The following is a 24,657-nucleotide window of genomic DNA, read 5'->3' as shown; positions in this document are numbered from 1 at the left end:
GTTTATTAATCTTTTCTTAAAATGATTATCTGTGATTGACTTTGATTATTTGCGATGTTATCCTTTTTTCAGAAGGCGACGAAAGATGTCTGTTTATGCGCCATCAAGACTTTTGGGGAGAATTCGTATGTTAACTGAAGAAAGACGATCAGCTATCGTTTCTTATATTGAAGAACATAAAGTTGTTACGGTTCAGGAACTTGTTGATGCATTGGATTCCTCTGCAGCAACTATACGAAGAGATTTAAATGCCTTACATGCCGAGCACAGAATACTCAAGGTGTTCGGAGGTGCAACTTCTTTAAGTTCCAGAGATGTCAATACCATTGAACCCTCAGTTGCTGAGAAAGCGCAGCGCAATACTGAAGAAAAAGACATAATTTCCGAATATGCCGCTTCACTTATCCAGGACAATGATTTTGTTTACATTGATTCAGGAACTACCACCCTCCATCTTATTGATCACATAACCAATCAGAATGCAAAGTACATAACCAACGGTATCGTACATGCAAAAAGACTTTTGGAGCGTGGATTATCTACAATGATCATCGGAGGCCGTATCAAGCCCGTAACGGAAGCAGTGATCGGTCCTGATTGTGTCGAGGCATTAAGTAAGTTTCATTTTACCAAGGCCTTCATGGGAACCAACGGCGTATCTGTTCAGGCAGGTTTTACCACCCCTGATGTAGATGAGGCACTGGTCAAGGCGGAAGCCATAAAACACACCTACCTTTCCTATATCCTTGCAGATCATACGAAATTTGGTGTTGTCAGCTCAGTTACTTTTTCAGAACTCAGGAGCTGCTGCATAATCACCGATGAAGAACCTGCAAAAAAATATAATGACCAGACAATAATAAAGGCTGTTTTAGGAAATCCCGATGCACAATGATTTTTTACATAATGTGCATTTACATATTGTAGATAATCTTCGTTCTATAAGGCTTTGCCGGACGTTCTTTTCTACAAGATGAACCTTATAACTTCATTATTGAAGGGAGAATATTATGATATACACTGTTACTTTTAATCCTGCAATCGACTACATAGTCCGCATGGATAAGCCTCTTGATACAGGCATGACCAACCGCTCAGTTTCAGAGGACTGTTTTTTCGGAGGAAAAGGGATCAACGTCTCAACCATCCTGAAAAACCTCGGTATTGAAAATACCGCTTTAGGCTTCGCAGCAGGTTTTACAGGCGAAGCGATTGTCAGTGATGTAAAAAGAAAGGGTATCCTGACTGACTTCATAATGCTTGATGAAGGTATTTCAAGAATCAATGTAAAAATCAAGTCTGAACAGGAAACAGAAATTAATGCTCAAGGACCGAAGATCAGCGATGCAGCATATGAGCAGCTTCTTCAGAAGCTCGACACCTTAAAGGACGGAGATATGCTGATACTTGCAGGAAGTATTCCCAGCACTCTTCCAAGTAATGTATATGAAATCATTTTGGACAGATTAAAGGATAAAGGTGTTATCTTTGTGGTTGATGCCACCAAAGACCTTTTGATGAATGTTCTTAAATATCATCCTTTCCTTATAAAGCCCAATAATCATGAACTGGGCGAGATGTTCAACACTGTTCTTAAGACAGATGATGAAATCGAGGCTCATGCGAAAAAGCTTCAGGAAATGGGTGCAAGAAACGTTCTTATCTCCATGGCAGGAGACGGTGCAATGCTTATAACGGAGGATGGCAAGCGCTTCCGTGTGGGCGTTCCCAAGGGTACGGTCAAGAATTCCGTAGGCGCCGGTGATTCAATGGTTGCAGGCTTCGTTGCAGGCTACATGAAAACAAAAGATTATCAGGTAGCATTAAATATGGGTACTGCTGCAGGAAGTGCTACTGCTTTTTCAGATGATCTCGCAACAGGCGAGCTTATAAACAGTATTTACGAAACATTATAAATATCATAAAAAATGTTTCGTCAATATAAGGACAAATGTATTGGGGTTTACCCCAGTATCATGCTTTAAGCATAGAAAGGGAGAAAAATGAAAATCAAAGATCTTTTAAGCAAAGATGGGGTTAGCTTAAATCAGACCGCAGCAGATCAGGGTGCAGCAATTGATTTAATGGTAGCGCTCCATGACAAGGTGGGAAACCTTAATAACAAGGCAGATTTTAAAGCTGCAATTGAGGCAAGAGAAGCAAAAGGCTCAACAGCTGTAGGTATGGGGATTGCTGTTCCGCACGCAAAAACAGCAGCTGTTAAGAAGGCAGGTCTCGTTGCCATCACTGTTCCTTCAGGTGTTGATTACAAATCACTTGATAAGCAGCCCAGCAAACTTTTATTCATGATCGCAGCTCCAGACGGTGCTGCTGATACACATCTTGAAGTATTGTCAAAACTTATGACAATGCTGATGGATCAGGCATTTACAAAGTCACTTATTGAGGCTAAGACTCCCGAAGAGTTCATCGACCTCATCGACAAACAGGAAGATGCACGCGATAAGAAAAACAATGCTGATGCATCCGTAGCTCCTGCTCCCTCAAAGACAGGTCTTAAGCTTCTCGGTGTAACAGCATGCCCTACAGGTATTGCACATACATATATGGCAGCTGAAGCTCTTGAGCAGTGTGCAAAGGACCAGGGTCACTCAATCAAGGTAGAGACTGATGGTTCAGGCGGAGCCAAGAACGTTCTTACAGACTCCGAAATAGCTGCAGCTGATGTCATCATCATCGCAGCAGATAAAAATGTAGAGATGTCCCGCTTTAACGGCAAGAAGGTTATCAAAGCTTCTACAGCTGATGCAATTCATCACTCAAAAGACCTTATTGACAGAGCAGTTTCAGGAGATGTTCCTGTATACCAGCATTCAGGCACAATCTCAAAGAGCAGCTCTTCCATGGATAATGAAAGCGCAGGAAGAAAAGCATACAAGCACCTTATGAACGGTGTTTCCCACATGCTTCCATTCGTTATCGGCGGTGGTATTCTTATAGCAATTGCATTCCTGCTTGATGACTACTCAATCGATCCCAGCAACTTCGGTTCCAATACTCCTGTTGCTGCATGGTTTAAGTCAATCGGTGGTACAGCATTTGGATTCATGCTTCCTATACTTGCAGGATTCATTGCTCAGAGTATTGCTGACAGACCCGGTCTTGCAGTTGGTTTCGTAGGCGGTGCCCTTGCAGCATCCGGCGCTACATTTGCTAATCCCGGTGGTGACATCCCCTCTGCTTTCCTTGGTGCTCTTGTTGCAGGTTTTGCTTCAGGTTACATTGTACTTTGCATTAGAAAGCTTACAGATGGTCTTCCGGCAGCACTTGAAGGAATTAAGCCCGTACTAATCTATCCTCTGTGCGGTATCCTTGTCATCGGTCTTGTTATGTGCGCTATCAATCCTATTGTTGGTGCCCTTAATACATGGATTTCAAATGTCCTTACAGGCATGAGCAGTGGTTCAATCGTAGTACTCGGAATACTTCTCGGCGCTATGATGGCTACAGATATGGGTGGCCCGCTCAACAAGGCAGCTTACGTATTCGGTACAGCAGCACTTGCAAACCAAAACGAAACAGGTTACATGATCATGGCAGCAGTTATGGTTGGTGGTATGGTTCCTCCTATTGCTATCGCACTTGCAACTATCTTCTTCAAGAATAAGTTCACAGAAGGCGAGAGAAAGTCAGGTCCTGTTAACTTCATCATGGGTCTTTGCTTCATCACAGAGGGTGCTATCCCGTTTGCAGCAGCTGATCCGCTTCACGTTATTCCTTCCCTTATGGTAGGTTCAGGCGTAGCTGGTGCTCTTTCAATGGCATTTAAGTGCACACTCATGGCTCCTCACGGCGGAATCTTCGTATTCCCTGTAGTTGGAAACGTAGCTATGTATCTTGTATCACTTCTTATTGGATCCGTTATCGGTGCTATAATGCTCGGAATTCTTAAAAAGAATGTAAACGAGTAATAATATAGAAAATAATAACCACTCATCCCCCTTCCCTATCAAAGGGAAGGCACCGGATGATATGTACTAGAAAGTTGAGGTAATTAAATGGTATCAAAAAATATTACAGTAAAGAACGAACAGGGCATGCACATGCGTCCGGCCAGTCTCCTGTCACAGAAGGCTACTCCTTTTGACAGTGATGTAAAAATTCTGTTCAACGGAAACAGCTATGACTGCAAAAGCGTTATGTTCCTTATGAGCGCTTGCATTAAATGCGGTTCTGATATTGTGCTTCAGTGTGAAGGTCCTGATGAAGAAAAAGCTCTTGCTGAGCTTTCTGAGTTCATCGAGTCCGGTATGGGTGACTAATTATTATTGCTTGAATAAATGCTCTCCGGCACTACTGTGTCGGGGAGCTGTTTTCTATTATTCCGTCTGCAATTGGTAGCTTTTTCATATGCTCACATTTATTTGCAGTCAGGATACCACGACAAAGGAGGCTAATTTTAATGTACAAAGGAATAGCTGCATCAAGAGGAATCGGAATTGGAAGTATTTGTCGCATAGTTGAACAGGATCTTTCTTTTGAAGCAAAAAAGATCACTGATCCCGCTGCTGAAAAAGAGCGTTTTCACAAAGCCATCTCTGATTTCGTGGACGAGACAAATGCTATGGCAGAGGATGTACGTAAACGTATAGGTCCCAAGGAAGCTGAAATTCTTCAGGGACATGCAGTTATGATCTCTGACCCTGCCATGTCAGGTGAAATGGACAAAATGATAGATTCAGGACAGTGTGCCGAGGCTGCTCTCACAGCTGTATGCGACATGTTCATCGGAATGTTTTCCAAAATGGATGATGACATGATGCGTCAGAGAGCTTCTGATATTGCAGATGTAAAGGTAAGTGTCCTTAAAAAGCTTCTTGGAATCAAGGATGTTGATATCAGCAAGGTAGCACCTGGCACAGTACTTGTCTGCAAGGATCTCACACCTTCCATGACATCTCAGATTGTAAAAGAGAATGTCACAGGTATTATCACAGAGATTGGAGGAAAAACCTCCCACTCTGCTATCCTTGCAAGAGCCCTTGAAATTCCTGCTGTCCTCTCCGTTCCCGGAATTGTTGATGCGGTAAAAGACAAAGATACTGCTATTATTGACGGAACCGAGGGTGACGTCTATATCAATGCAGACGGCGATGTTCTTTCAAAATACATGCTTAAGCGTGAAGAATTCATACGTAAACAGGCAGAGCTTAAGACTTTCATAGGAAAAGAAACCGTCAATGCCGACGGCACAAAGCTTGAACTCTTCTGCAACATCGGAACTCCCAAGGATGCAAAAAAAGCCATGGAATGTGATGGCGAAGGCGTTGGCCTTTTCCGTTCCGAATTCCTTTTCATGGACAACACTCATCTTCCTACAGAAGAAGAACAATTTGAAGCATATAAGGAAGCTGTCCAGACTATGGATGGTCGCTGCGTTATTATTCGTACACTTGATATCGGTGGCGACAAGGATATTCCGTACCTTGGACTTGAAAAAGAGGAAAATCCTTTCCTCGGATACAGAGCCGTGCGCTACTGCCTTGCAAACACTGATATGTACAAGACACAGCTTCGTGCCATAGTCAGAGCCAGTGCTTTCGGAAAAGTAAAGATCATGGTTCCGCTTGTAACAACCGTTGATGAAGTCAGAAGCGTTAAAACGCTTGTAGAAGAAATCAAAAATGACCTATCTTCAGAAGGTATAGATTTTGATAAGAATATTGAAGTAGGATGCATGATAGAAACTGCCTCCGCCTCTCTCATTGCTGATCTTCTTGCTAAAGAAGCTGACTTCTTCTCAATCGGAACAAACGATCTTACACAATACACCATGAGCGTTGACAGAGGTAATCCCAAGGTTGCTTATCTGTATTCCTCATTCCAGCCATCAGTACTGCGCTCCATCAAGAATATTATTGAGTGTGGTAAAAAGGCAGGTATCCCTGTTGGAATGTGCGGAGAAGCTGCTGCAGATCCGCTAATGATTCCGCTTCTTATGTCCTTTGGACTTGATGAGTACAGCGTAAATCCTGTTCTTGTTCTTACAGCACGCTGCATTATTTCCAAGTGGTCAAAAGCAGAAGCTGATGCCCTCGCTGAGAAGGTAATGGGAATGGCCACAGAATCTGAGATTGTAGCCGCTCTTAAAGCAGCTGCAAAAGAATAAATTCGTCTTACGATTTCTGCCCTTTGCAAACAAAGATCTTAATCTAATAATCCCTCACGCTGCACGTAATGTTGCGGCGTGAGGGATTTATTTTTAATAAATTCCACCAATTCCGGTGTCATTGTCTATTGTATTCATATTATAGAGAATCAAAACGTCTGTAATATCATCATGCTCATTGATAAATTTTGATGGCCCGCCTTTGTAGTATCGCGTATCAAAAATGTATATTTTGTGATAGTGAGCCAAAAGATATGGCACCATACTGTTAGCATAGCTGTCCTTAACAAGGGCCAGTGCACCGCTTTCTACCGCATCATTAGTTATTGTCACCATGGGATGAATATTGTTCAAAAAGTACGAATACTGATCCTTCTCCTTAAGGTATTCCTCATTGTAGATTGTGTCAGTCACTTCGCCTGTATCAGAATATTCCACCTTCAATTTCCATGCAGGATGATTAACAGAAGTAATAATATCGCTTCCAAAATAGTTGTCGTTTAGCTTTGAGAATATGGTTCCTTTAAAGCTGTCTGACACGATTTTAAGATCATATTCATCAATAGGTACTTCTGCTATTCCTTTCGCAGAGCAATAGGCTTTATATCCCGCATACGCCCCATAGACGGTCCAGTGGTGGTCAGTCCGGTAAAATAGTCCCTGATCACCATCAGTGCCACTAAATGACTCCTCATTTGCTTTTTGGGGTATAGCCGATAATATGTCCCCGGTTCCCTTAACAGTTTTTTCATAGGCATTTTTTAATGTTGCCAATGCATCAATTGTCTGCAGTTTTTCCGGAACTGCATCATAAATCCTGCCAATAACCTGCTGCTGCGCATCTTTCTGATTTTGAGGAACGTTTGCCGGAAGCTTATCGGAACACACTTCTATGGCAGTTGGCACAAGCATGAGCATAACATCAGCATTCTCCACATTCTCTGCAAGCTTTGAAAACTGCTCAATCTGTTTTCCGGTATTGCGTGGTTCATCATATTTCTCAATTAATGATCCATCATTTGCCAGATATACTCCGTTAATCTCCTTCCTTCCGCTAATTCTCTGTGTTTCAGCCATTAAAGCCATGAGTGTATCACGAAAAGGAAAATGATCTGCGGCATATTTTTCCAGTCCTTCTGTAAACTGTCCACTCTTTACATTCTCGAATTTCAAAACAGGAAACTTGGAAAGGGGTCGGTTTTCATTTACTGAAAAATCTCTTTTTTCAAAACAGAAAAAGCAGATTATAAAACAAAGCATTATGGCACAGATGATATATGACAATACTCTATCCTGCCAGGTTACTTTTTCGTTTTTATATGCATCAGAATTTTTCTCTTCAAAGTCTCTTTTAGTCATGATCAGTTATAAATTTGCTCCTTATAGTTACATCAAAACCTAAAGTACAAAAAAGGATTATAAGTATCTCTTACCAGGCTTGAAACTGCCAGTATAAACAACGCGATTATTACTACTGCAAAAGTAGCCTTCGCAATGCTTACTGTAAGGGTCTTTTTGCCTGATAGCTTTTCCAAGAGCCGGGGGTATACAGGGAATGCCAGTATAATTGCTATCACCAGCACAATCATATAATTGCCCGAATACCATAAAAATTCACTACTATAAAGGGGATTATGAGGTATTCCTACAAGTTTTATAAAATAGTGCCCCATCTCGCCAAGATCATCAAAAGTAAATATCCCAAAGCCAAATACTACAATTATTACTGCATACACGTGCTGTAATAGCTCAGGTAGCTTTTTAAGACCTTTTCCCCAAATATATTTTTCCAGGGTAAGCAGCACTCCGTGATATAGTCCCCATAAAACAAAATTCCAGGATGCCCCATGCCATAAACCGGTCAGAAACCATACAACGAATATATTCCTCAAATGCTTCAGTTTTCCCACTCTGTTTCCGCCCAGAGGGATATACACATAGTCTCTGAACCATGTTGAGAGTGATATATGCCAGCGACGCCAAAAATCTGTTATTGATACAGCGCTAAGGGGATAAATAAAGTTTTCCGGAAAATGGAATCCAAGCATTTTTCCAAGTCCGATTGCCATATCGCTGTAGGCACTGAAGTCATAATAAAGCTGCAGAGTAAAGCACAGTAGTCCAAGCCATGCCGTAACAACTGAAATATCATTATCTACACGAATCGTATCCCAAAGTGCACCAATCTGATTGGCAATAAGGACTTTACGAAGAAGTCCCAGAATAAATCTTTTAATGCCGGATACGAAGTTTCTCTCATTAATCTCTCTTTTATGAAGTTCCTTCTGTACTGACACAAATCTCACGATTGGTCCAGCTATCAATTGTGGAAACATCGACACATAAGTCAGATAATCCAGATAATTATGCTCCGCTTTTATCCTTCCTTTGTACACATCAATCGAATAGCTGACTGTCTGAAAGGTATAAAAACTGATTCCCACCGGAAGTGACACTCCCGGCAGCTTAACATCAAGGCTGGTCAGACTGTTCCAGATACTTACAGAAAAGTCTGCATATTTAAAATATCCAAGAAGTGAAAAATTGATGATCAGAGCCAAAGAGAGAGACAGTCTCTTCTTTGTAACAGACGATTGGAATTTTTCCTGAAGCAGTCCGTCTACATAATCCACAAATGATGATAACAGCATAAGCAGAATGTATATAGGCTCACCCCAGGCATAAAATAAAAGACTAAATGCAAGCAGGACGAAATTTTTCGCCCTGCCGGGAAATACATAATATAGAATCAAAAATGCCGGTAAAAAAAAGAACAAAAACGCAAGACTACTAAATACCACTACTCTTTATTCCCCCAAAAGACCACTCTTAATTATTTCTTCTATTCCCTCTGCATCAGGCGAAATAACAAGATACAAGGTATTCCCCTCTTGCTTAATTCGGGCAGAAGTAATGATGTCAGCCTGATCCGGCAAATAATCAAGCATTTCCTGAGATGAGAGTTGTCCCAAAACAGCTTCAAGTTTTTCTTCTACTTCTGCTACGTTTCCGGAATCTGCCACATTTAATATGATCACTCTGTCTGCATGCACTTCATCTGCCTCAGCAAATACGTAATCTGAAAGCATCCCGGCATCTATGCCATAATAATTCATCAGCCAGTCTGCATCAGCTTCATACATCTCCGGAAGTGTATATGTCGCCTTTATCTTTTCATAGATTTCACCGGGCTTAAGCGCAGTCTTTTGTACCCCGGCATTATCAGCAGAAGACTCTGCAGACGCATTTTCCGCGGTTTGCGCATTCCCGCCCTGACCTGACGAGACTCCACATCCTGAAGCTCCTATCATCATTGTAGCAAAAACCAGTCCTAATGTAATTACAACTCTCTTTTTCATACTTGTATCTAACTTCGATATCCGAAATCAGCCCCTCCTCCATAAATGTTTTTTATTTCTTACCAAGTCCTGTCGGATACGCTTACCATACGCGCCCAAAATATGTACGCTAACGGTAGCCAGCTCCCCTACTATTAAGTGTAGTGGTTACTGTAGGTTATCCCTGCGTTTCCTCAAGTCCCAGGCGGTTGGCAGCAAATCTTATAAGCATCATTTTCCACACATCATACGCCTTATAGGACTCATGCAAAAAACCATCACTACAATATTGCTCAGCAAGATTCCCTGCACCGTCTGAGAGCACATTTGCCATGTCTATGTATCCCCATCCATATTCTGAGGCAAGCTCACGGACTCTGCTGTTAAATGTAGCAAGATTTTCATTATTAAGCTTACCCTTACCCTTATCTTTAAGAGTATAGGTCGCGCTTATGATGTTTATTTCTACATCAGGCGAAAGCTCTTTGATTTTTTCAATCAGTTGCGGATAAAGTGAAACCGATTCATCCATATTTGAACTGACATCATTAATTCCAAAGAAAAGAAATGCTCTTTTCGCCCCCATCATCTGAATTGATTCCCATATAGGATGTTGTGCTCCCTGATATAAAGGATGCACACTTTTTTCACTGACTGGCCAGAATGAATTATGCAAAGACAGTGAACCTGCAGCTAAAAACTGAAGCTGTTTTAACATGGGATCCGTGCTTTTTCCTGAGTAATTCCTAAATCCCAATAACACTGAATCCCCGGCAAATACCGTATTCTCATAAAAAGCAATAATTTGCTGCATCTGCTCATCCGAATAATGCATGTTTTCAAGTGTCTGCAGATCGCAGGACAAATCTATATTCCCGGATGAAGCCCCAGAGGCAGCCGGAAGATCACTTGCAAGATTCTGCTCATTGATAACTTCATTTGTCTCCTGAGCTTCAGAACTTTCTGCAATTTCAGTCTCCACGATGGAATCTGCTTCCTCAGAAATCTCTGATTCCTTTGAATTCTCTGATTCTTCTGAATCCGGTGAATCAGCATATTTAGAATATGTCCCGGCTTCCCCTGCTTCTGATTCAGCATTTTCGACTTCTGGCTCAGTTTCCTGAGCTTGTGATTCAGCATTTTCGACTTCTGGCTCAGTTTCCTGAGCTTGTGATTCAGCATTTTCAACTTCTGGTTCAGTCTCTCGACCTTCTGATTCAACCTCTGTTTCAGTTATATCCTCATTGGTTCCTGACGACTTTATTTCATCAGCTCCGCTGCCTTTAGCCATTTCCGGTTCAGATTTATCACTTTCCGAAGTTATCATTTCAACTGAAGCTTCATCGCCCTCTATAACTTCATCGCCCTCTAAAGCTTCATTCATCTCCAATCCTGGCTTTCCAAGTATAGGAGTTTCAAAATATATTGGTTCTGAGTTAGCTGAAATCTTTATGCCAGTATTATCACCGGAAATATCAGTATTTCCGCTAAACCCACAGGCACACAACCCTGAACATGCCATTGCAACAACAAAAGTCTTTACCCCTCTAATAGTTTTCACTGATTGACTCCCTCTCAATAAGCTGCAACATTCATATTACAATTATCCCTGGATAAGAAATGCAGGAATATCAATTTCTTTTACGACTTAAGTATCTGTCAAATTATTGTTAACCATGGAAAAAAATAAGAACCCCCATATATAATTATACCGATAAAATCAAATATTGCCACAAAAATAAAAAACACCGCACGATTGTGCGGTGTTTAAAATATTCTAATCATGCATTCTGCATGCTCTGCAACATTTCAATTGCGGTTCTACGATCCTCCGTAGCAACTGTTCCTGTTGTGTTGTCATACTTCCCAAGCAATCTGCATCTCATTTCTTCTGGGTGATTGTACAACTGATCCATGATACGATCAAACGCTTTTTTCCATTCCATACTCTGCTCTCCTTGCTAATCTGAAGGCCCCCACCATCAGATTCTGAATCCTACTCACGTCCTTCTCCCCCCAGATCAAGACATCAATATTTTCAGATGCAAGGTTTATGATAAAGCATAGCGTGTATTGTTACAAGAAACAAAAGCTTAAGAAATTCTTAAAATTTAATTACAACCTTTGTGAAAAATCACGAAAATTATTTTGCTCTATTTTCATTATATGATTTAATTCCAAGAATTGTAACAATCATCAGTACGATACCTATAGGCATGCATATGAACCACTTGCGAATAAATCCTGAAATAAGGAATGTCAGACAAGATACTATCGCTGCTGTAATCGCATATGGAAGCTGGGTATTTACGTGCCTTATGTGCTTACAGTTTGCACCTGCACTTGCCATTATAGTCGTATCGGAAATAGGTGAGCAGTGATCACCGCAAACAGCACCTGCCATACATGCTGAAATAGAGATGATAAGCAGCTCATTACTTATATCAGAACCAAATACGTGTGCAACAATAGGAATCAGAATACCAAAAGTTCCCCATGATGTTCCGGTTGCAAATGCCATAAGTGCACCGATTATAAATACTATAGCCGGAAGAATACTCATTAACGCATCCTTGTCTGCTATTGTTTCAACTATTCCGGAGATATAATTTGCTGCTCCAAGTGAATCCGTCATTGACTTAAGTGTCCATGCCAGTGTAAGAATAAGCACTGCAGGAACCATGCTCTTAAAGCCTTCAGGAATCGCATTCATACATTCAGTAAATGACAATACCTTTGTAACTCTCATAAATATTACAGTGAAAATAAAAGCTGTGGCAGAGCCATAAACAAGTCCTACAGAAGCATCTGAATTGGCAAAAGCATCAACAATGTTTGCACCTTCAAAGAATCCACCTGTGGCAATCATGCCGATAACACTAAAGAAAATAAGTGCTACTATCGGCACAACCAGATGAATAACTCTACCCTTTGTTGAAACAGGCGGTTCAGGCTGATCTTCAGCTCCGGTAATACTTGGAACTGTATGCTCATTACCAGCAGAATCATTAGCTAAATGATTTTCTTCTGCTCTCTTCATCGGGCCATAATCAAATCCTGTAATAGACAGAGTCAATAACATAATCAGTGTCAAAATGGCATAAAAATTGTAAGGGATAGCCCTGATAAAAAGTGAAAGACCATTTGCTCCATCAACAAATCCGGTTACAGCAGCAGCCCAGGATGAAATAGGAGCTATAATGCAGACCGGTGCAGCAGTTGCATCGATAAGATATGCAAGTTTTTCTCTTGAAATTTTATGCTTATCTGTAACAGGCTTCATAACTGAACCTACTGTAAGGCAGTTGAAATAATCGTCTATAAAAATAAGACATCCAAGAGCTATCGTGGCAAGCTGCGCACCAATCTTAGTCTTTACATGCTTAATTGTCCATTTTCCAAACGCTGCGGAACCACCTGCCCTGTTCATAATCATTACCATAGTCCCAAGAAAGACAAGGAAAACTAATATTCCCACATTCCAGCTGTCTGATAATTGCCCCAGCATACCGTCGACAAAAATGTGATGCATAGTGGCTGCTAAATTAAAATTTGTGTAGAGAAGACCACCCACGATAATCCCTATGAAAAGAGAAGAATAAACCTCTTTGGTAATCAACGCTAAAACAATTGCAATGATTGTCGGAACCAGTGCCCAAAAACTATCTACAAACATACGCTCTCCTCCTTATTACTTATATTATAAAGCCTTCTCCCATTTGGAAGAAGGCTTTTTTTAACTTATTATATCCTGAAGATAAAATTTTATATGAAGAGAATCATCTAATCATCGTTTAAAAATATCTGATATAAGGTATTAAACAATACCCTGAGCCTTCATAGCCTCTGCAACCTTAAGGAAACCTGCAATGTTAGCTCCTGCAACGTAGTTGCCTTCCATGCCGTACTTCTTAGCAGCATCGTCGATATTATGATAAATATCAACCATGATCTGCTTAAGCTTTGCATCAACTTCCTCAAATGTCCAGTGAAGTCTCTCAGAGTTCTGGCTCATCTCAAGAGCTGATGTAGCAACACCACCTGCGTTTGCAGCCTTACCGCCTACGAACATAACCTTGTTCTGCTGTAAGTATTCTGTAGCTTCGATTGTTGTAGGCATGTTAGCACCTTCACATACTGCCTGAACACCATTAGCAACGAGCTGCTTAGCATCCTCAAGCTGAAGTTCATTCTGTGTAGCGCAAGGAAGAGCCACATCACACTTGATGCTCCATACGCCTCTGCCCTCATGATACTCAGCTGACTTTCTTGCAGCAGCGTACTCTGTAAGGCGTGCTCTCTTAACTTCCTTAACTTCCTTAAGAAGCTCAACATCAATTCCTTCAGAATCATAAATCCAGCCTGTAGAATCAGAACATGTAACAACCTTGGCACCAAGCTGCTGAGCCTTCTCAATAGCATAGATAGCAACGTTACCTGCACCTGAAACAACTACTGTCTTACCAGAGATGTCAGAACCATTGCACTTAAGTAATTCTTCAGTAAGATAAAGAAGACCATAACCTGTAGCCTGTGTACGTGCAAGTGATCCACCATATGTAAGTCCCTTACCTGTAAGAACACCTTCATATGTATCACGGATTCTCTTGTACTGACCGTACATGTAACCAATCTCACGTCCGCCTACACCGATATCACCTGCAGGAACATCAGTATCAGCACCGATATGTCTGAAAAGCTCTGTCATAAAGCTCTGGCAGAATGCCATAATTTCTCTGTCTGACTTACCCTTAGGATCAAAGTCAGAACCACCCTTACCACCACCGATAGGAAGTCCTGTAAGAGAGTTCTTGAAAATCTGCTCAAAACCAAGGAACTTGATGATACCAAGATTTACTGAAGGATGGAAACGAAGTCCTCCCTTATAAGGTCCGATTGCTGAATTGAACTGAATGCGGAAACCATTGTTTACCTGAACCTGTCCTTTATCATCTACCCACGGAACTCTGAAAAGAATCTGTCTTTCAGGAGTGCAAAGTCTCTCAAGGAGTGCATCCTTTCTGTACTCTTCCTCATTTGCATCAATAACAACTCTTAAGGAATCAAGTACTTCCTTTACAGCCTGATGGAATTCCGGCTGTGCTGGATTCTTCTCAACAACATAATTGTAGACTTCATCAACGTATGACATTTTTAATATCCTCCTATGATTAAAAAATCTAGCGTATCAAACCTCTGGCCCTGCTCTGAAAAAGTGTACAAAAAAAGAGCGTAAAGCTTCATAGGTCTTTACGCTCCATTGCGCAGACACCACTGTCCGAAAAGTATTATTTCACAATGGTTCTAAAACGTCAAGCACTTTATTACGTTAAACTGAAAAAATCTTTTATTTTTATTCTTCCTTTTTATCTTCCTCAGCTGCAACTTCCTGTGGGAATTTAACTCCGGTCTGCCCTCTCACAAAGTCCATGATATTCATGATCTTAAGAGTCTGTGCGTGAGTCATCTCAGGGCACTCCTTCCATCCCTCATCAAGTGCCTTGAAGGCTGCTGATACCTCATATTCATATCCGGTTATCTGTCTTTCCCTCTTATAATAAGATATCTTCTCTCCTGCATTGTTATACACTGTTATATCCGCAAAGTTATTGATATCCTGCACCTCAATATGTCCATTTGCACCATAAATAATTCCCTTGCAAGGGCCAAAGGATGTAGCTGAACAGGTCACAACTGCCATCTGTCCATTCCTGTATTTTAAGCTTATTATGTCCTGAGTGTCCATCCCCTGGTCATTAAGAACAGCCTGCGACTGAATATCAGTAATATCATCTCCAAGAACAAGAGACGCAAAGGTCAATCCATAGACACCTATATCAAGGAGTGCGCCACCACCAAGAGCAGGATCCTGAATCCTTTGTTTCCATGCAATATTAAAGCTAAGATCAGCAGTAACCATAGATATATCACCTATTATGTTTCCTGCTACTACTTCCTTAAGCTTTGAAGCAAGAGGTAAAAATCTTGTCCACATTGCTTCTGTGAGAAGCACATTATTTTTAGCAGCAATCTCAAACAATTCTTTTGCCTGCTGTTCGTTCAGGGTAAATGCTTTCTCGCAAAGTACATTCTTCCCATTTTCAAGCGCAAGTTTAACGTTATCATAATGGGCAGAATGAGGGGTTGCGACATAAATAAGATCAATCTTTGGATCCTTGCAAAGTTCCTCATATGAACCATAGTAATTTTTTATTTTAAATTCCCCTGCAAAGCTCTCTGCCTTCTCAATGGTTCTTGATGCAACCGCATGACATACTACCCCCTTCATTCCTGAAAGAGTTTTAGCCATCATACGAGCAATGTCACCGGTTCCCATAATACCTACTTTTTTCTTTTCAAACATAACAAGTCCTTTCTAATTGGTATTGGCACGATTACTTAGTAATCCTGACCTATCGGCCTAAACCATTCCAACCTCTTTACAATTTCCGGCATCCTCGCCAAGTTTTCTGCACAAACAATTTACGCGCAGCGGTTCCCCTGCTGCGCGCATAAATCATCAATCCTCATTAGTAAGAAACTCAGATTTGATATATCCTGTATCTCCGTTAAATTTAACTTTTGCCCATCCACTAGCATACTGTTCTATAACTTCAACAATATCACCTTTGTAAATGTTGCCAACTATTTCAGAATCAGTACTCTGTCCCTTACGAAGTCGTACTGCCTCAGAAACCTTCATTTTGCCCTTAGCATAAACACTGACCTTAGAGGAATTATCATCTGTAGTTTCTTCCGGCTTCTCTTCGGTAGTTTCTGTTGTAGTATTCTCTTCAGTAACAGTCTCTTCTGTTGTAGTCTCTTCCGTCGTAGTCTCTTCCGTCGTAGTCTCTTCTGCAGCGGCATCCCCTGCATCAGCCTGATCTTCATTGATTTCTGTGAAGTACTCAGTCTTTACAAAGGCCTCTCCATCATTGTACTTGATCTTACTCCATCCATTTTCACGGGATTCAATTCTCTCAAATACCTGATCTTTTTCAGTTTTACCAAGAATATCAGCATTCTCAGAATCAGAACTTCTGATGTTTATGACATCTGTAGCCTTAATCTTGGTTGCAACTACAGGCTGAGGCTCCTCAGCAGGCTGTTCCTGAGCTTCTGCATTTTCACCCTCAGGGTTCTCTGTAGCTTCACCTGTCTCTGTGCTAGCTTCACCCTCAGGTGCGCCTTCAGCATTCTCGCCGTTATCAACAGCTTCTCCGTTTTCAGCTGTAGCTTCCGGCACGGCCGGTTCTCCTGATTCAATTGCAGCAAGCGCTTCTCCGACGGAAACCTGTATACTTGCGCTCATGTCAGAAAGGAACTTGGCAAGCTCCTCATTGGCAGCAATGATGTCATTATAATTCGCAGCAACCTGGTTATTCAGATCAACAACATCTGCCTGAAGTGAAATATTACTGATATATTCAGTCACTTTTTCATCAACAACATCACCATTTATGTATAATTTGCCATTTTCATCTGTACAAACATACATAGTCTGCATTCCCGGAAGAGGTGTATCATATCCTTCAAAAAGGACTTCTGTATATACGTAAGCAACATAACTTCCATCAATCGGACCAGGCTTGGTATAAACATCAACTGTAGGTACATCAACTATATACTTTGATACTTCTTTAAGTCTGAGTTCCTCTGTAGATTCAAGTCCTGTATAAATTGACTTGATAGTATCCATGTCTCCTGCTGAATAAGCTGTATAATATGTGCTCATAAGAGCATTGACATCTTCGTAAGCATTTTTTTCAAGATCGACCTCAGGAACTATATAGCTTCCGTTTTCATCAATAGTAACCTGAGCATCTTCTGTTATTGTCGGTGTAGTTCTATTATTAGCATTAAGTGCGATTACTATGGTAATTCCTACTGCGACTACCAGGATAATAGGCATAACAAGTTTTTTATTATCAGTAATAAACTCCCAGAAATTCCTTCTATCCTGTACAGCGAACGGATTCTCCGGTGTCTTGTCCTTCTTATTAAAATTCATTCCCTTAAAATTCATCGTTTTGTTTCCTTTCTGTGACAAAAGATGCACCCGACAGGAATCGAACCTGCATTAAAGGCGTCGGAGGCCTCCGTTCTATCCATTAGACTACGGGTGCAAATTGTTACAGATTTATTACGTACCCGACTATCATAACATAGTATCTTTGACCTATTCAACCTTTTTCACACTATTTTCAATAGTTCTGTCATAATAATACAAACTATCCGCCAATATATCTTCAGACTTTACGCAAGTAGAATTTACACATTTTACCATTTTCAGAAGCTCTCCGGCATCTTTATCCACACTAAGCTCCTTAACAAAAATCAGCTCGTGCACAGAAGATGGTATTATATAATAATTTGAGCCAAATACCTCTCCCATCTTCTTAAGGATTCCCGGGTAAAGCATAACGGATGCTCCATTGGTATACCTGACATTACTTACTACAAACATACCATTCTCCGGCAACAGATTTGCCAGAAATGTATCTTCGGATTTCCTTAGCAGAAACTCTTTCATGGATATTATATCGGAAGGAAAAAGTCTTGGCGTATTCTCTATTGCAGCCTCAAATAAATCTTCCTCACAGACACCCCAGACCTTCAGGTAATCATCCTTTATCTGAATTGAGCCATCAAGTCCCCTGGTATTAAGCGATACAAAATATGTCACTGCCAGATCTTCAATGACTCTGTGGGGCATTTTTTCCAGTCTGTCTCTATTTTTATCCCTATTAATTATTTTAAAACATATTTCATGTGATATGGAGTCATAATTTTCAAAAAATGACATATCAACATTATCGGTAATAATATACTTTTCAAAAGTCCCAATTACTTCTTCTGATACGTCATTAACGCTCTTTTTCCCATCCTTATAATCATGATAAAAATCATCCATATAAATCGTGGGACTGCAATTGCTTTCATTAATTTTAACACACAATGCTCTCTTTAAAAGACCATTATTCTTAGTAACAACATGCGTTGTTACCTTCGCTCTGTCTCCATAAAAATCTTCCACTCTGTTCTTTATTTCATTATAAAATAATTCCTTTTCCAATAATTTTCTCCTTTTTTCTGTTATTCGCATAGACCTGTATAGGCTTTATTTGCTTCATTTTACCGATTTTAAGCGATAAGAATTTCGCTTGCGAAATTCTCGCGACAAGCACGGTTGCTTTGCAACTATATTCCTTTCGCGCTAAGCGCGGTTGCTTTAGCAACTATATTTCTCTCGCGCGAGTGCGCATCCCCGCGGAGCGTTTTTTGTCGTAAAGGAAATCCAACGGATTTTCCTTTATGAGAACAAAGAGTCGCTCGCGACTCTTTGCGCGCTGGTGCGCGCAAGCTTTAGCTTGCAAAATTCATCTGCGCACCAGTCGCATCCATAGCGGAGCGCTTTTTATTCAATAGGAAATCCGAAGGAATTTCCTATTGAATAAAAAAAGACAATGAAAGCTCAAATAACTTTCATTGTCTTACAAGTCTATAAATACAATTTTCAGAAAAAACGGTAATTAATTAAACTCTGGAGAGGTATTCTCCTGATCTTGTGTCAATCTTGATAACATCGCCTTCGTTAACGAAAAGCGGAACCTGTACAACAGCACCTGTCTCAACAGTAGCAGGCTTTGTAGCACCAGTAGCTGTATCACCCTTGAAGCCAGGCTCTGTCTCAGAAATAGCGAGCTCTACAAAAAGCGGAGGCTCAATAGCAAATACATTGCCATTGTATGAGTTAACCTGAACTGTCTCATTCTCCTTAACATACTTCATAGAATCGCCAACCTGCTCCTTTGTAAGAGAGATCTGCTCATAAGATTCGTTATCCATGAAGTTGTAAAGATCACCATCAGCATAGAGATACTGCATATCTTTACGATCAATACGTGCTGCAGGGAATTTCTCAGTAGGACGGAAAGTTGTTTCCTTAACACCACCATTGATGATATCCTTGAGCTTTGTTCTTACAAATGCTGCGCCCTTACCGGGTTTAACATGCTGGAATTCTATTATCTGACATACATTACCATCAATTTCGATGGTCATACCGTTTCTGAAATCACTTGCAGAAATCATAAAAATCCTCCTAATATATACAAATCAAACAACTAGATTATATTATACTAATGTTTACTTTTTTTCAATACCCATTTTAAATCGTTTATTTTCTTTTAGCAATACAATAGTCAATAGCTTCAATATAACCCTGAAGTCCATGTCCGTAAATCTGCTCATGACATGCCGGTGCTGTAACGGAATTAGCCCTGAAGCTCTCACGTTCCTTAATATTGGATATGTGAACCTCCACCTTTATGATATTCTCCAGACTTTTTAATGCATCATGGATTGCATAACTGTAATGGGTGTATGCTCCGGGATTTATGACGATGCCTTCAGTCCCGTCACTGTAGGCTTCCTGAAGCCTGTCAATGATAGCCCCTTCATGATTTGACTGAAATACTGTGATATCAGAGCCGGATTCCTTTGCCTTTTCATCAATGATTTTCAAAAGGTAATCATAGTCTTCATTACCATAAATATTTTTCTCTCTAATTCCGAGGAAATTAAGATTTGGACCATTTATAACAAGTATCTTCATAATATATATCCTCACAACATTGCTTCCACTATTGTATTTGCCACCTGCTCAACAGAAAACTCATCAGTCGCAATTTCAAGGTCACAGGCCATATTATAAATATCCCTTCGCTCATCCTGAAGCTCTTTTATCTTCTGAAGGACATTATCTGATTTAAGGAGCGGCCTTGAATTATCATATTTTACTCTCTTATAAACAGTTTCAGGACTGGCGCTAAGGAAAAAGACAGTCCCGATTTTTTTCATATTTTCTCTGTTCTCTTCCCTTATCGGAAGACCGCCTCCAACGGAAAGCACAATTCCATGCTTTTTACTCTTGCACAGATTATTTAAATAATCTGTCTCCATATCGCGGAAAGCAGCTTCTCCCTGTTCTGCAAAAATATCGTTAATGGATTTCTTTTGCTTTTTCACTATGAGTTCATCGGTATCAATAAACTCGTAGTCAAGAAGCTTACAGATGCACTTTGCAACTGAACTTTTTCCACTTCCCATAAATCCGGTAAGCACAATATTTTTATTTTGCAAAAGCTCGCGTAAAAGCCTGCCATATATCACCTTGCATTCCGCGTCACTTACACTTACGTTATTCCAGAGTTCATACGCTTCTATACCCTGATATAAAAGCATCTTAAGGCCTGAAATACAAAGTGCTCCGGCATTTTCGCACAGCCTTATAAATTTCGTCTTAAAAGGTTTGTATACCGCATCAAATCCGATTTTGATCAGCTTATAAAAATCCTCATCCTCTATTGGCGCACAGGATACCTCCGGATAAAGCCCAACCCTGGTCATCTGAAAACAGATGCATTTTCTGTCTCCCGGTACTTTTTTATAATCACTGATTGCTAATGCTTTGGCAATCTCCTTACCTGCAAAAGAATTGACTTCCTCACAGAGCTTTAATGCTTTCTCATAGGTTCTGTTAAGAATATATATATCAGACGCACCCTCTTTTACTGCAAGAAAGGCTGCAGGCCTTGCCGCTCCTCCGGCTCCCAGAATTATCACTCTCTCATCATTAAGATTTACATTCTTTTCCTTAAGAGACCGAAGTATTCCTAAATAATCTGTGTTATATCCCTTGAAGCCTCTTTTGTCCTCAGTTCTTACAAGAGTATTTACGGCGCAAATTCTGCCGGCAACCTCATCAATCTCATTTAGATATGGTATCACAGCACTTTTATGAGGAACCGTCACGTTAAGTCCGAGAATATCCAGCGCAAGCGCTCCTTTTATGGCAGCTTCCACATCAGCATCCTGTACTTCAAACGGAACATAGACCATATCTATATTCTTTATCTCATTTAAAGTATTGTGGATTGCCGGTGAAAGTGTATGATGAACAGGATTCCCAATAAGTCCACAAACCCTGGTCGTTCCCTTTATATCTTTTTTCATAGAAATCCTCCGATATGCTTTAGTAACCTGATACCAGTAAAGCAATCACGTAAATCACATATTGTTACTGCTCACACATTACATTGCTCACAACAACGGGATTTGCCCATTACCGATCATTATTCTTTTTAAGATGTCTTCTATAGAAGAAAAGGACAATAGCTTCAAGTCTTCTTTTAAGGATAATCTGTATCTCTTCCCTGCTGTCAATCTGATCAACAAGAATTGTATGGATTCCTGCTCTGTTTGCTCCCCAGACATCAGTAAAAATCTGATCTCCTACAAAAAGAGTATTTTCAGGCCTTGTCCCCATACGTTCCATTGCCTTTAGATATCCTTTCAAAAGAGGCTTATCAGCTTTATATATATACTCTGATTCAACAGCCTTAGCAAACGGACTGACTCTTGGCTCTTTATTATTAGAAAGAAGCATCGTCTTGTAGCCAAGCTCATGAAGCCTTTCAAAAAGCTCTACTGCCCTATCATCAGCCGGATCACCATGCGGAACAAGAGTATTATCTATGTCAAAGATAACACCTCTGTAGCCTTCATCATAAAATTTATCAAATGGAATTAAATAAGTTGATTCCGAGGTCTCGCTCGGATAAAGTAAATGTCTCATAGAGAAAACTATAACACATATCAATACAGTTTAACACGATGTTTTTTTAATTCCCTCAGGAAACCCGGAAATCGAATCATACCTATTAAATATATGAGTTCCTGACCGAAAATTCCTCTCAAAAAAAGACAGAACCCTTAAGAGTTCTGCCAAAAAGAAGCAATCTTATTTTTGAATTACAATTCCGTCTTCATCATTAAGTATCACTTTAGATGAATCACCTAAAGTATCAGTTTTATCTACTCCGTTACCAACAAAATACTGATATTCATGAAGTATTGAATCCTTCTGCATGTCGGATACAGCCTTACGCATAAGACTAGACTGCGCAAGCCCAAGATTGGAAAGTCCTACAAGTGAATTATCCCGATTTCCCAATGAGATCTTCACATCCCCAACTGTAGCATTCTTTCTTGGAGTCTTTACAAGCGTATCCTTTGAAGATGCCACTTCAGAGCTGTCAGAAACCTGTCCTTCCAAAGAAGCAACTTCATGCTTTTTTTCTCCACCAGTTTTGTCAGGCACAGAGACATTATCAGGATAGATTTTCTTCAAATATGTATCATCATAGCCATCGATTCTCATATGCCCCCTCCTTTCTTCACACATATTTAATAATACATGAAAAAATGGGTTAAATCAACAAAGTTTCATTTTTTGTATTGTGCTTGCTAATTCATGACTATTTGCACGTTTTTTAGTTTATTATCCTCAAAGGAGCCTTATCAATTTCGTATACCGCATATCTGAAGAAATTCGGTATAGTATAAAACAGCTCAAAACATAGCAAACATACAGTCACATTAGTATAATTATGTCTTATCAACTCACTCTGCATAATTATTCGGCATATTTTTTCAATAACTTTAGTCCATATTGAATTTTTTATCTGATTCCTGCAGCCTTTAGAAGTTCCATAGTGTATTCACTCTTTGGACGTCTGTATATTTCCTTCGGAACACCATATTCCTTGATAATACCCCCGTTCATTACGGCAACATGATCGCACAGCTGGTATATAACCCTCAGGTCATGGGATATGAAAAGAATGGTTATTCCCATTTCCTTATGAAGCGTTCGTAAAAGCTCCAGGATCTGAGCCTGAATTGTAACGTCCAAAGCAGATACCGGCTCATCTGCAATGAGTACCTTAGGTGATCTCATCAGCGCAACACCTATACTTACACGCTGCCTTTGTCCTCCTGAGAGCTGTGAAGGATATCTGTCAAGCAGTTCCAGGGGAAGCCCTATCGCCTGCATTATTTCCTTAGCTCTTTGTTCCATCTCTTCTGAAGTCCACTTTTTATAACGATCTACCTTTAATGGTTCCTTCAATAACCACCCAATCTTTTTCTTCGGATTAAGTGAAGAATAGGGATCTTGAAAAACCATCTGTGCATCAGAGTACTTCTGAATGATTTCTCCATCTATTTCTTTATTCATACCTACAATTGCCTTTGCAAGTGTAGATTTCCCACATCCTGATTCACCGGCAATGCCAAGAATCTCACCTTCATACACATCAAGAGAAATCCCCTTTATTACCATGTGTCTGTTTTTTCCTCTAAGATATGAGTTATTCTTTTTATAGTAAACCTTCAGATCTTTAATCTGAATAACCTTTTCCTGTTCCATATTAATTCCCAATTAATCCAGGTCTATTTGTGGAATTGCAGCGATCAATTTCCTTGTATAATTCATTGAAGGTCGCTTGAAAATTTCCTCAACATTTCCAGTCTCAACTATGTTTCCGTTCTGCATAACAATAACTCTGCTGCAGATCTGTCTTATCAGTGATAAATCATGAGAGATAAAGATTATTGCTGTTCCCTTTTCTCTGTTCATCTTACGAAGCAACTCAACTATCTGTGCCTGAATAGTAACATCCAATGCCGTTGTAGGTTCATCTGCAATAAGTATCCTTGGCTCAGCAATCATTGCTGCTGCTATCATCACACGCTGTCTCTGTCCACCGGAAAGCTGATGCGGATATTTATCATAAGGTCTTTCAAGGTCATTTAATCCCACCGCTTCAAGCATCTTTAACGCCCGGCGTTTTCTCTCAGCTTTATCCATTTCTTTGTGATGGATTCTGAGCGACTCCTCAACCTGCCAGCCAATCTTCTTAACCGGATTAAGCGAAGTCATAGGCTCCTGGAAAATCATAGAAATCTCATCACCCTGATATGACCTCAATGTTTTTCTGTCACAGGTAAGAAGATCTGTTCCATCAAACATTATCTTACCTTTTTTGGTAAGTGCATGTCTTTTCAGGAGTCCTGCAATCGCCAGAGCGCTCATGCTTTTCCCAGAGCCTGACTCTCCGACAATACCGACGATTTCTCCGGCTTCAAGCATAAGATCAAAATCCTCTACTACTGTTTCAGGCTTATCATGATCATGAAATTCTATATGAAGATCTGTTACATCAAGAATCACGTTATTATTCATTGTATTTCCCATTTGATATGTAATATAAATGTCGCTTGTTACAGTTCCGGAGTCTCCAAAATTGTGTTTCATAAAAAATTACATCAGAAACATAAAAT

General features: G+C 40.2%; 22 protein-coding genes and 1 tRNA gene. 5 read left to right on the top strand and 18 right to left on the bottom strand.

Features of this window, described 5'->3' with window-relative positions; genetic code table 11:
- The first annotated feature begins 127 nt into the window (after positions 1 to 127).
- From T501_RS03970 to ptsP, 5 genes are all read left to right on the top strand, one after another.
- Positions 128 to 895 carry a DeoR/GlpR family DNA-binding transcription regulator gene (locus T501_RS03970; RefSeq protein ID WP_026511511.1) on the top strand — a complete coding sequence of 256 codons (768 nt, stop codon included), beginning with the start codon at positions 128 to 130 and terminating at the stop codon, positions 893 to 895.
- A gap of 115 nt (positions 896 to 1,010) precedes the next feature.
- The gene (pfkB, locus tag T501_RS03965) at positions 1,011 to 1,916 is read left to right on the top strand and encodes a 1-phosphofructokinase (RefSeq protein ID WP_044913404.1); all 906 of its coding nucleotides are present in this window, start codon (positions 1,011 to 1,013) and stop codon (positions 1,914 to 1,916) included.
- Positions 1,917 to 2,003: 87 nt separating this feature from the next.
- Positions 2,004 to 3,932 carry a PTS fructose transporter subunit IIABC gene (locus tag T501_RS03960; RefSeq protein ID WP_044913403.1) on the top strand — a complete coding sequence of 643 codons (1,929 nt, stop codon included), beginning with the start codon at positions 2,004 to 2,006 and terminating at the stop codon, positions 3,930 to 3,932.
- 87 nt (positions 3,933 to 4,019) lie between these two features.
- Positions 4,020 to 4,283, top strand: a complete 264-nt coding sequence (locus T501_RS03955; protein ID WP_026511508.1) for an HPr family phosphocarrier protein — start codon at positions 4,020 to 4,022, stop codon at positions 4,281 to 4,283.
- 140 nt (positions 4,284 to 4,423) lie between these two features.
- On the top strand, positions 4,424 to 6,130 hold the full coding sequence (gene ptsP, locus T501_RS03950; protein WP_044913402.1) for a phosphoenolpyruvate--protein phosphotransferase: 1,707 nt from the start codon (positions 4,424 to 4,426) through the stop codon (positions 6,128 to 6,130).
- A gap of 93 nt (positions 6,131 to 6,223) precedes the next feature.
- Here ptsP and T501_RS03945 read toward each other — a convergent pair whose 3' ends face one another.
- From T501_RS03945 to T501_RS03860, 18 genes are all read right to left on the bottom strand, one after another.
- Positions 6,224 to 7,489 (bottom strand): DHHW family protein, encoded by a 1,266-nt coding sequence (locus T501_RS03945; protein ID WP_050008119.1) that lies wholly within the window; start codon positions 7,487 to 7,489, stop codon positions 6,224 to 6,226.
- 32 nt (positions 7,490 to 7,521) lie between these two features.
- Positions 7,522 to 8,931 carry an MBOAT family O-acyltransferase gene (locus tag T501_RS03940; RefSeq protein ID WP_044913400.1) on the bottom strand — a complete coding sequence of 470 codons (1,410 nt, stop codon included), beginning with the start codon at positions 8,929 to 8,931 and terminating at the stop codon, positions 7,522 to 7,524.
- A 6-nt stretch (positions 8,932 to 8,937) separates the two neighbouring features.
- Positions 8,938 to 9,489: a DUF4358 domain-containing protein gene (locus tag T501_RS03935; RefSeq protein WP_044913398.1), complete on the bottom strand. Its 552-nt coding sequence runs from the start codon at positions 9,487 to 9,489 to the stop codon at positions 8,938 to 8,940.
- 157 nt (positions 9,490 to 9,646) lie between these two features.
- Positions 9,647 to 11,029: a GDSL-type esterase/lipase family protein gene (locus T501_RS19955; RefSeq protein ID WP_050008118.1), complete on the bottom strand. Its 1,383-nt coding sequence runs from the start codon at positions 11,027 to 11,029 to the stop codon at positions 9,647 to 9,649.
- A gap of 220 nt (positions 11,030 to 11,249) precedes the next feature.
- A complete protein-coding gene (locus tag T501_RS21210; RefSeq protein WP_155831523.1) occupies positions 11,250 to 11,414 on the bottom strand; it encodes a hypothetical protein in 165 nt (54 codons plus the stop codon).
- A gap of 197 nt (positions 11,415 to 11,611) precedes the next feature.
- A complete protein-coding gene (locus T501_RS03925) occupies positions 11,612 to 13,144 on the bottom strand; it encodes a Na+/H+ antiporter NhaC family protein (protein WP_044913397.1) in 1,533 nt (510 codons plus the stop codon).
- Between the two features lie 141 nt (positions 13,145 to 13,285).
- Positions 13,286 to 14,620: an NADP-specific glutamate dehydrogenase gene (gdhA, locus tag T501_RS03920; RefSeq protein ID WP_044913396.1), complete on the bottom strand. Its 1,335-nt coding sequence runs from the start codon at positions 14,618 to 14,620 to the stop codon at positions 13,286 to 13,288.
- A 201-nt stretch (positions 14,621 to 14,821) separates the two neighbouring features.
- A complete protein-coding gene (locus T501_RS03915) occupies positions 14,822 to 15,832 on the bottom strand; it encodes a Gfo/Idh/MocA family protein (RefSeq protein WP_044913395.1) in 1,011 nt (336 codons plus the stop codon).
- A gap of 156 nt (positions 15,833 to 15,988) precedes the next feature.
- Positions 15,989 to 17,494: an SH3 domain-containing protein gene (locus T501_RS03910; RefSeq protein WP_044913393.1), complete on the bottom strand. Its 1,506-nt coding sequence runs from the start codon at positions 17,492 to 17,494 to the stop codon at positions 15,989 to 15,991.
- A 28-nt stretch (positions 17,495 to 17,522) separates the two neighbouring features.
- A tRNA-Arg gene (locus T501_RS03905) sits at positions 17,523 to 17,594 on the bottom strand.
- 53 nt (positions 17,595 to 17,647) lie between these two features.
- Positions 17,648 to 18,544 (bottom strand): DUF5688 family protein, encoded by an 897-nt coding sequence (locus T501_RS03900; RefSeq protein ID WP_044913392.1) that lies wholly within the window; start codon positions 18,542 to 18,544, stop codon positions 17,648 to 17,650.
- A gap of 461 nt (positions 18,545 to 19,005) precedes the next feature.
- The gene (gene efp / locus T501_RS03890) at positions 19,006 to 19,563 is read right to left on the bottom strand and encodes an elongation factor P (protein WP_026511500.1); all 558 of its coding nucleotides are present in this window, start codon (positions 19,561 to 19,563) and stop codon (positions 19,006 to 19,008) included.
- Between the two features lie 85 nt (positions 19,564 to 19,648).
- Positions 19,649 to 20,086 (bottom strand): type II 3-dehydroquinate dehydratase, encoded by a 438-nt coding sequence (locus tag T501_RS03885; protein WP_026511499.1) that lies wholly within the window; start codon positions 20,084 to 20,086, stop codon positions 19,649 to 19,651.
- A gap of 11 nt (positions 20,087 to 20,097) precedes the next feature.
- The gene (aroE, locus tag T501_RS21740; protein WP_197027913.1) at positions 20,098 to 21,486 is read right to left on the bottom strand and encodes a shikimate dehydrogenase; all 1,389 of its coding nucleotides are present in this window, start codon (positions 21,484 to 21,486) and stop codon (positions 20,098 to 20,100) included.
- Positions 21,487 to 21,595: 109 nt separating this feature from the next.
- Positions 21,596 to 22,108, bottom strand: a complete 513-nt coding sequence (locus tag T501_RS03875) for a YqeG family HAD IIIA-type phosphatase (RefSeq protein WP_026511497.1) — start codon at positions 22,106 to 22,108, stop codon at positions 21,596 to 21,598.
- Positions 22,109 to 22,273: 165 nt separating this feature from the next.
- Positions 22,274 to 22,693, bottom strand: a complete 420-nt coding sequence (locus T501_RS03870; RefSeq protein WP_044913390.1) for a hypothetical protein — start codon at positions 22,691 to 22,693, stop codon at positions 22,274 to 22,276.
- 300 nt (positions 22,694 to 22,993) lie between these two features.
- On the bottom strand, positions 22,994 to 23,743 hold the full coding sequence (locus T501_RS03865; protein ID WP_026511495.1) for an ABC transporter ATP-binding protein: 750 nt from the start codon (positions 23,741 to 23,743) through the stop codon (positions 22,994 to 22,996).
- A gap of 12 nt (positions 23,744 to 23,755) precedes the next feature.
- Positions 23,756 to 24,631 carry an ABC transporter ATP-binding protein gene (locus tag T501_RS03860; protein WP_050008117.1) on the bottom strand — a complete coding sequence of 292 codons (876 nt, stop codon included), beginning with the start codon at positions 24,629 to 24,631 and terminating at the stop codon, positions 23,756 to 23,758.
- Positions 24,632 to 24,657: the final 26 nt, after the last annotated feature.

Origin of the sequence: Butyrivibrio sp. WCE2006 (genome assembly GCF_000701985.1) — a bacterium.
Lineage (GTDB): Bacteria > Bacillota > Clostridia > Lachnospirales > Lachnospiraceae > Butyrivibrio.
The sequence above is the reverse complement of the archived record's forward strand: the minus strand, read 5'-3'. Positions and strand labels throughout refer to the sequence as shown.

Coding starts and splice junctions, on each gene's coding strand:
- T501_RS03910 (WP_044913393.1), bottom strand. CDS start 17,494: ATGAATTTTAAGGGAATGAATTTTAATAAGAAGGACAAGACACCGGAG.
- T501_RS03865 (WP_026511495.1), bottom strand. CDS start 23,743: ATGGAACAGGAAAAGGTTATTCAGATTAAAGATCTGAAGGTTTACTAT.
- T501_RS03960 (WP_044913403.1), top strand. CDS start 2,004: ATGAAAATCAAAGATCTTTTAAGCAAAGATGGGGTTAGCTTAAATCAG.
- T501_RS03915 (WP_044913395.1), bottom strand. CDS start 15,832: ATGTTTGAAAAGAAAAAAGTAGGTATTATGGGAACCGGTGACATTGCT.
- pfkB (WP_044913404.1), top strand. CDS start 1,011: ATGATATACACTGTTACTTTTAATCCTGCAATCGACTACATAGTCCGC.
- T501_RS03870 (WP_044913390.1), bottom strand. CDS start 22,693: ATGAGAATCGATGGCTATGATGATACATATTTGAAGAAAATCTATCCT.
- T501_RS21210 (WP_155831523.1), bottom strand. CDS start 11,414: ATGGAATGGAAAAAAGCGTTTGATCGTATCATGGATCAGTTGTACAAT.
- T501_RS03860 (WP_050008117.1), bottom strand. CDS start 24,631: ATGAAACACAATTTTGGAGACTCCGGAACTGTAACAAGCGACATTTAT.
- T501_RS03925 (WP_044913397.1), bottom strand. CDS start 13,144: ATGTTTGTAGATAGTTTTTGGGCACTGGTTCCGACAATCATTGCAATT.
- aroE (WP_197027913.1), bottom strand. CDS start 21,486: ATGAAAAAAGATATAAAGGGAACGACCAGGGTTTGTGGACTTATTGGG.
- ptsP (WP_044913402.1), top strand. CDS start 4,424: ATGTACAAAGGAATAGCTGCATCAAGAGGAATCGGAATTGGAAGTATT.
- efp (WP_026511500.1), bottom strand. CDS start 19,563: ATGATTTCTGCAAGTGATTTCAGAAACGGTATGACCATCGAAATTGAT.
- T501_RS03935 (WP_044913398.1), bottom strand. CDS start 9,489: ATGAAAAAGAGAGTTGTAATTACATTAGGACTGGTTTTTGCTACAATG.
- T501_RS03875 (WP_026511497.1), bottom strand. CDS start 22,108: ATGAGACATTTACTTTATCCGAGCGAGACCTCGGAATCAACTTATTTA.
- gdhA (WP_044913396.1), bottom strand. CDS start 14,620: ATGTCATACGTTGATGAAGTCTACAATTATGTTGTTGAGAAGAATCCA.
- T501_RS03885 (WP_026511499.1), bottom strand. CDS start 20,086: ATGAAGATACTTGTTATAAATGGTCCAAATCTTAATTTCCTCGGAATT.
- T501_RS03970 (WP_026511511.1), top strand. CDS start 128: ATGTTAACTGAAGAAAGACGATCAGCTATCGTTTCTTATATTGAAGAA.
- T501_RS03945 (WP_050008119.1), bottom strand. CDS start 7,489: ATGACTAAAAGAGACTTTGAAGAGAAAAATTCTGATGCATATAAAAAC.
- T501_RS03955 (WP_026511508.1), top strand. CDS start 4,020: ATGGTATCAAAAAATATTACAGTAAAGAACGAACAGGGCATGCACATG.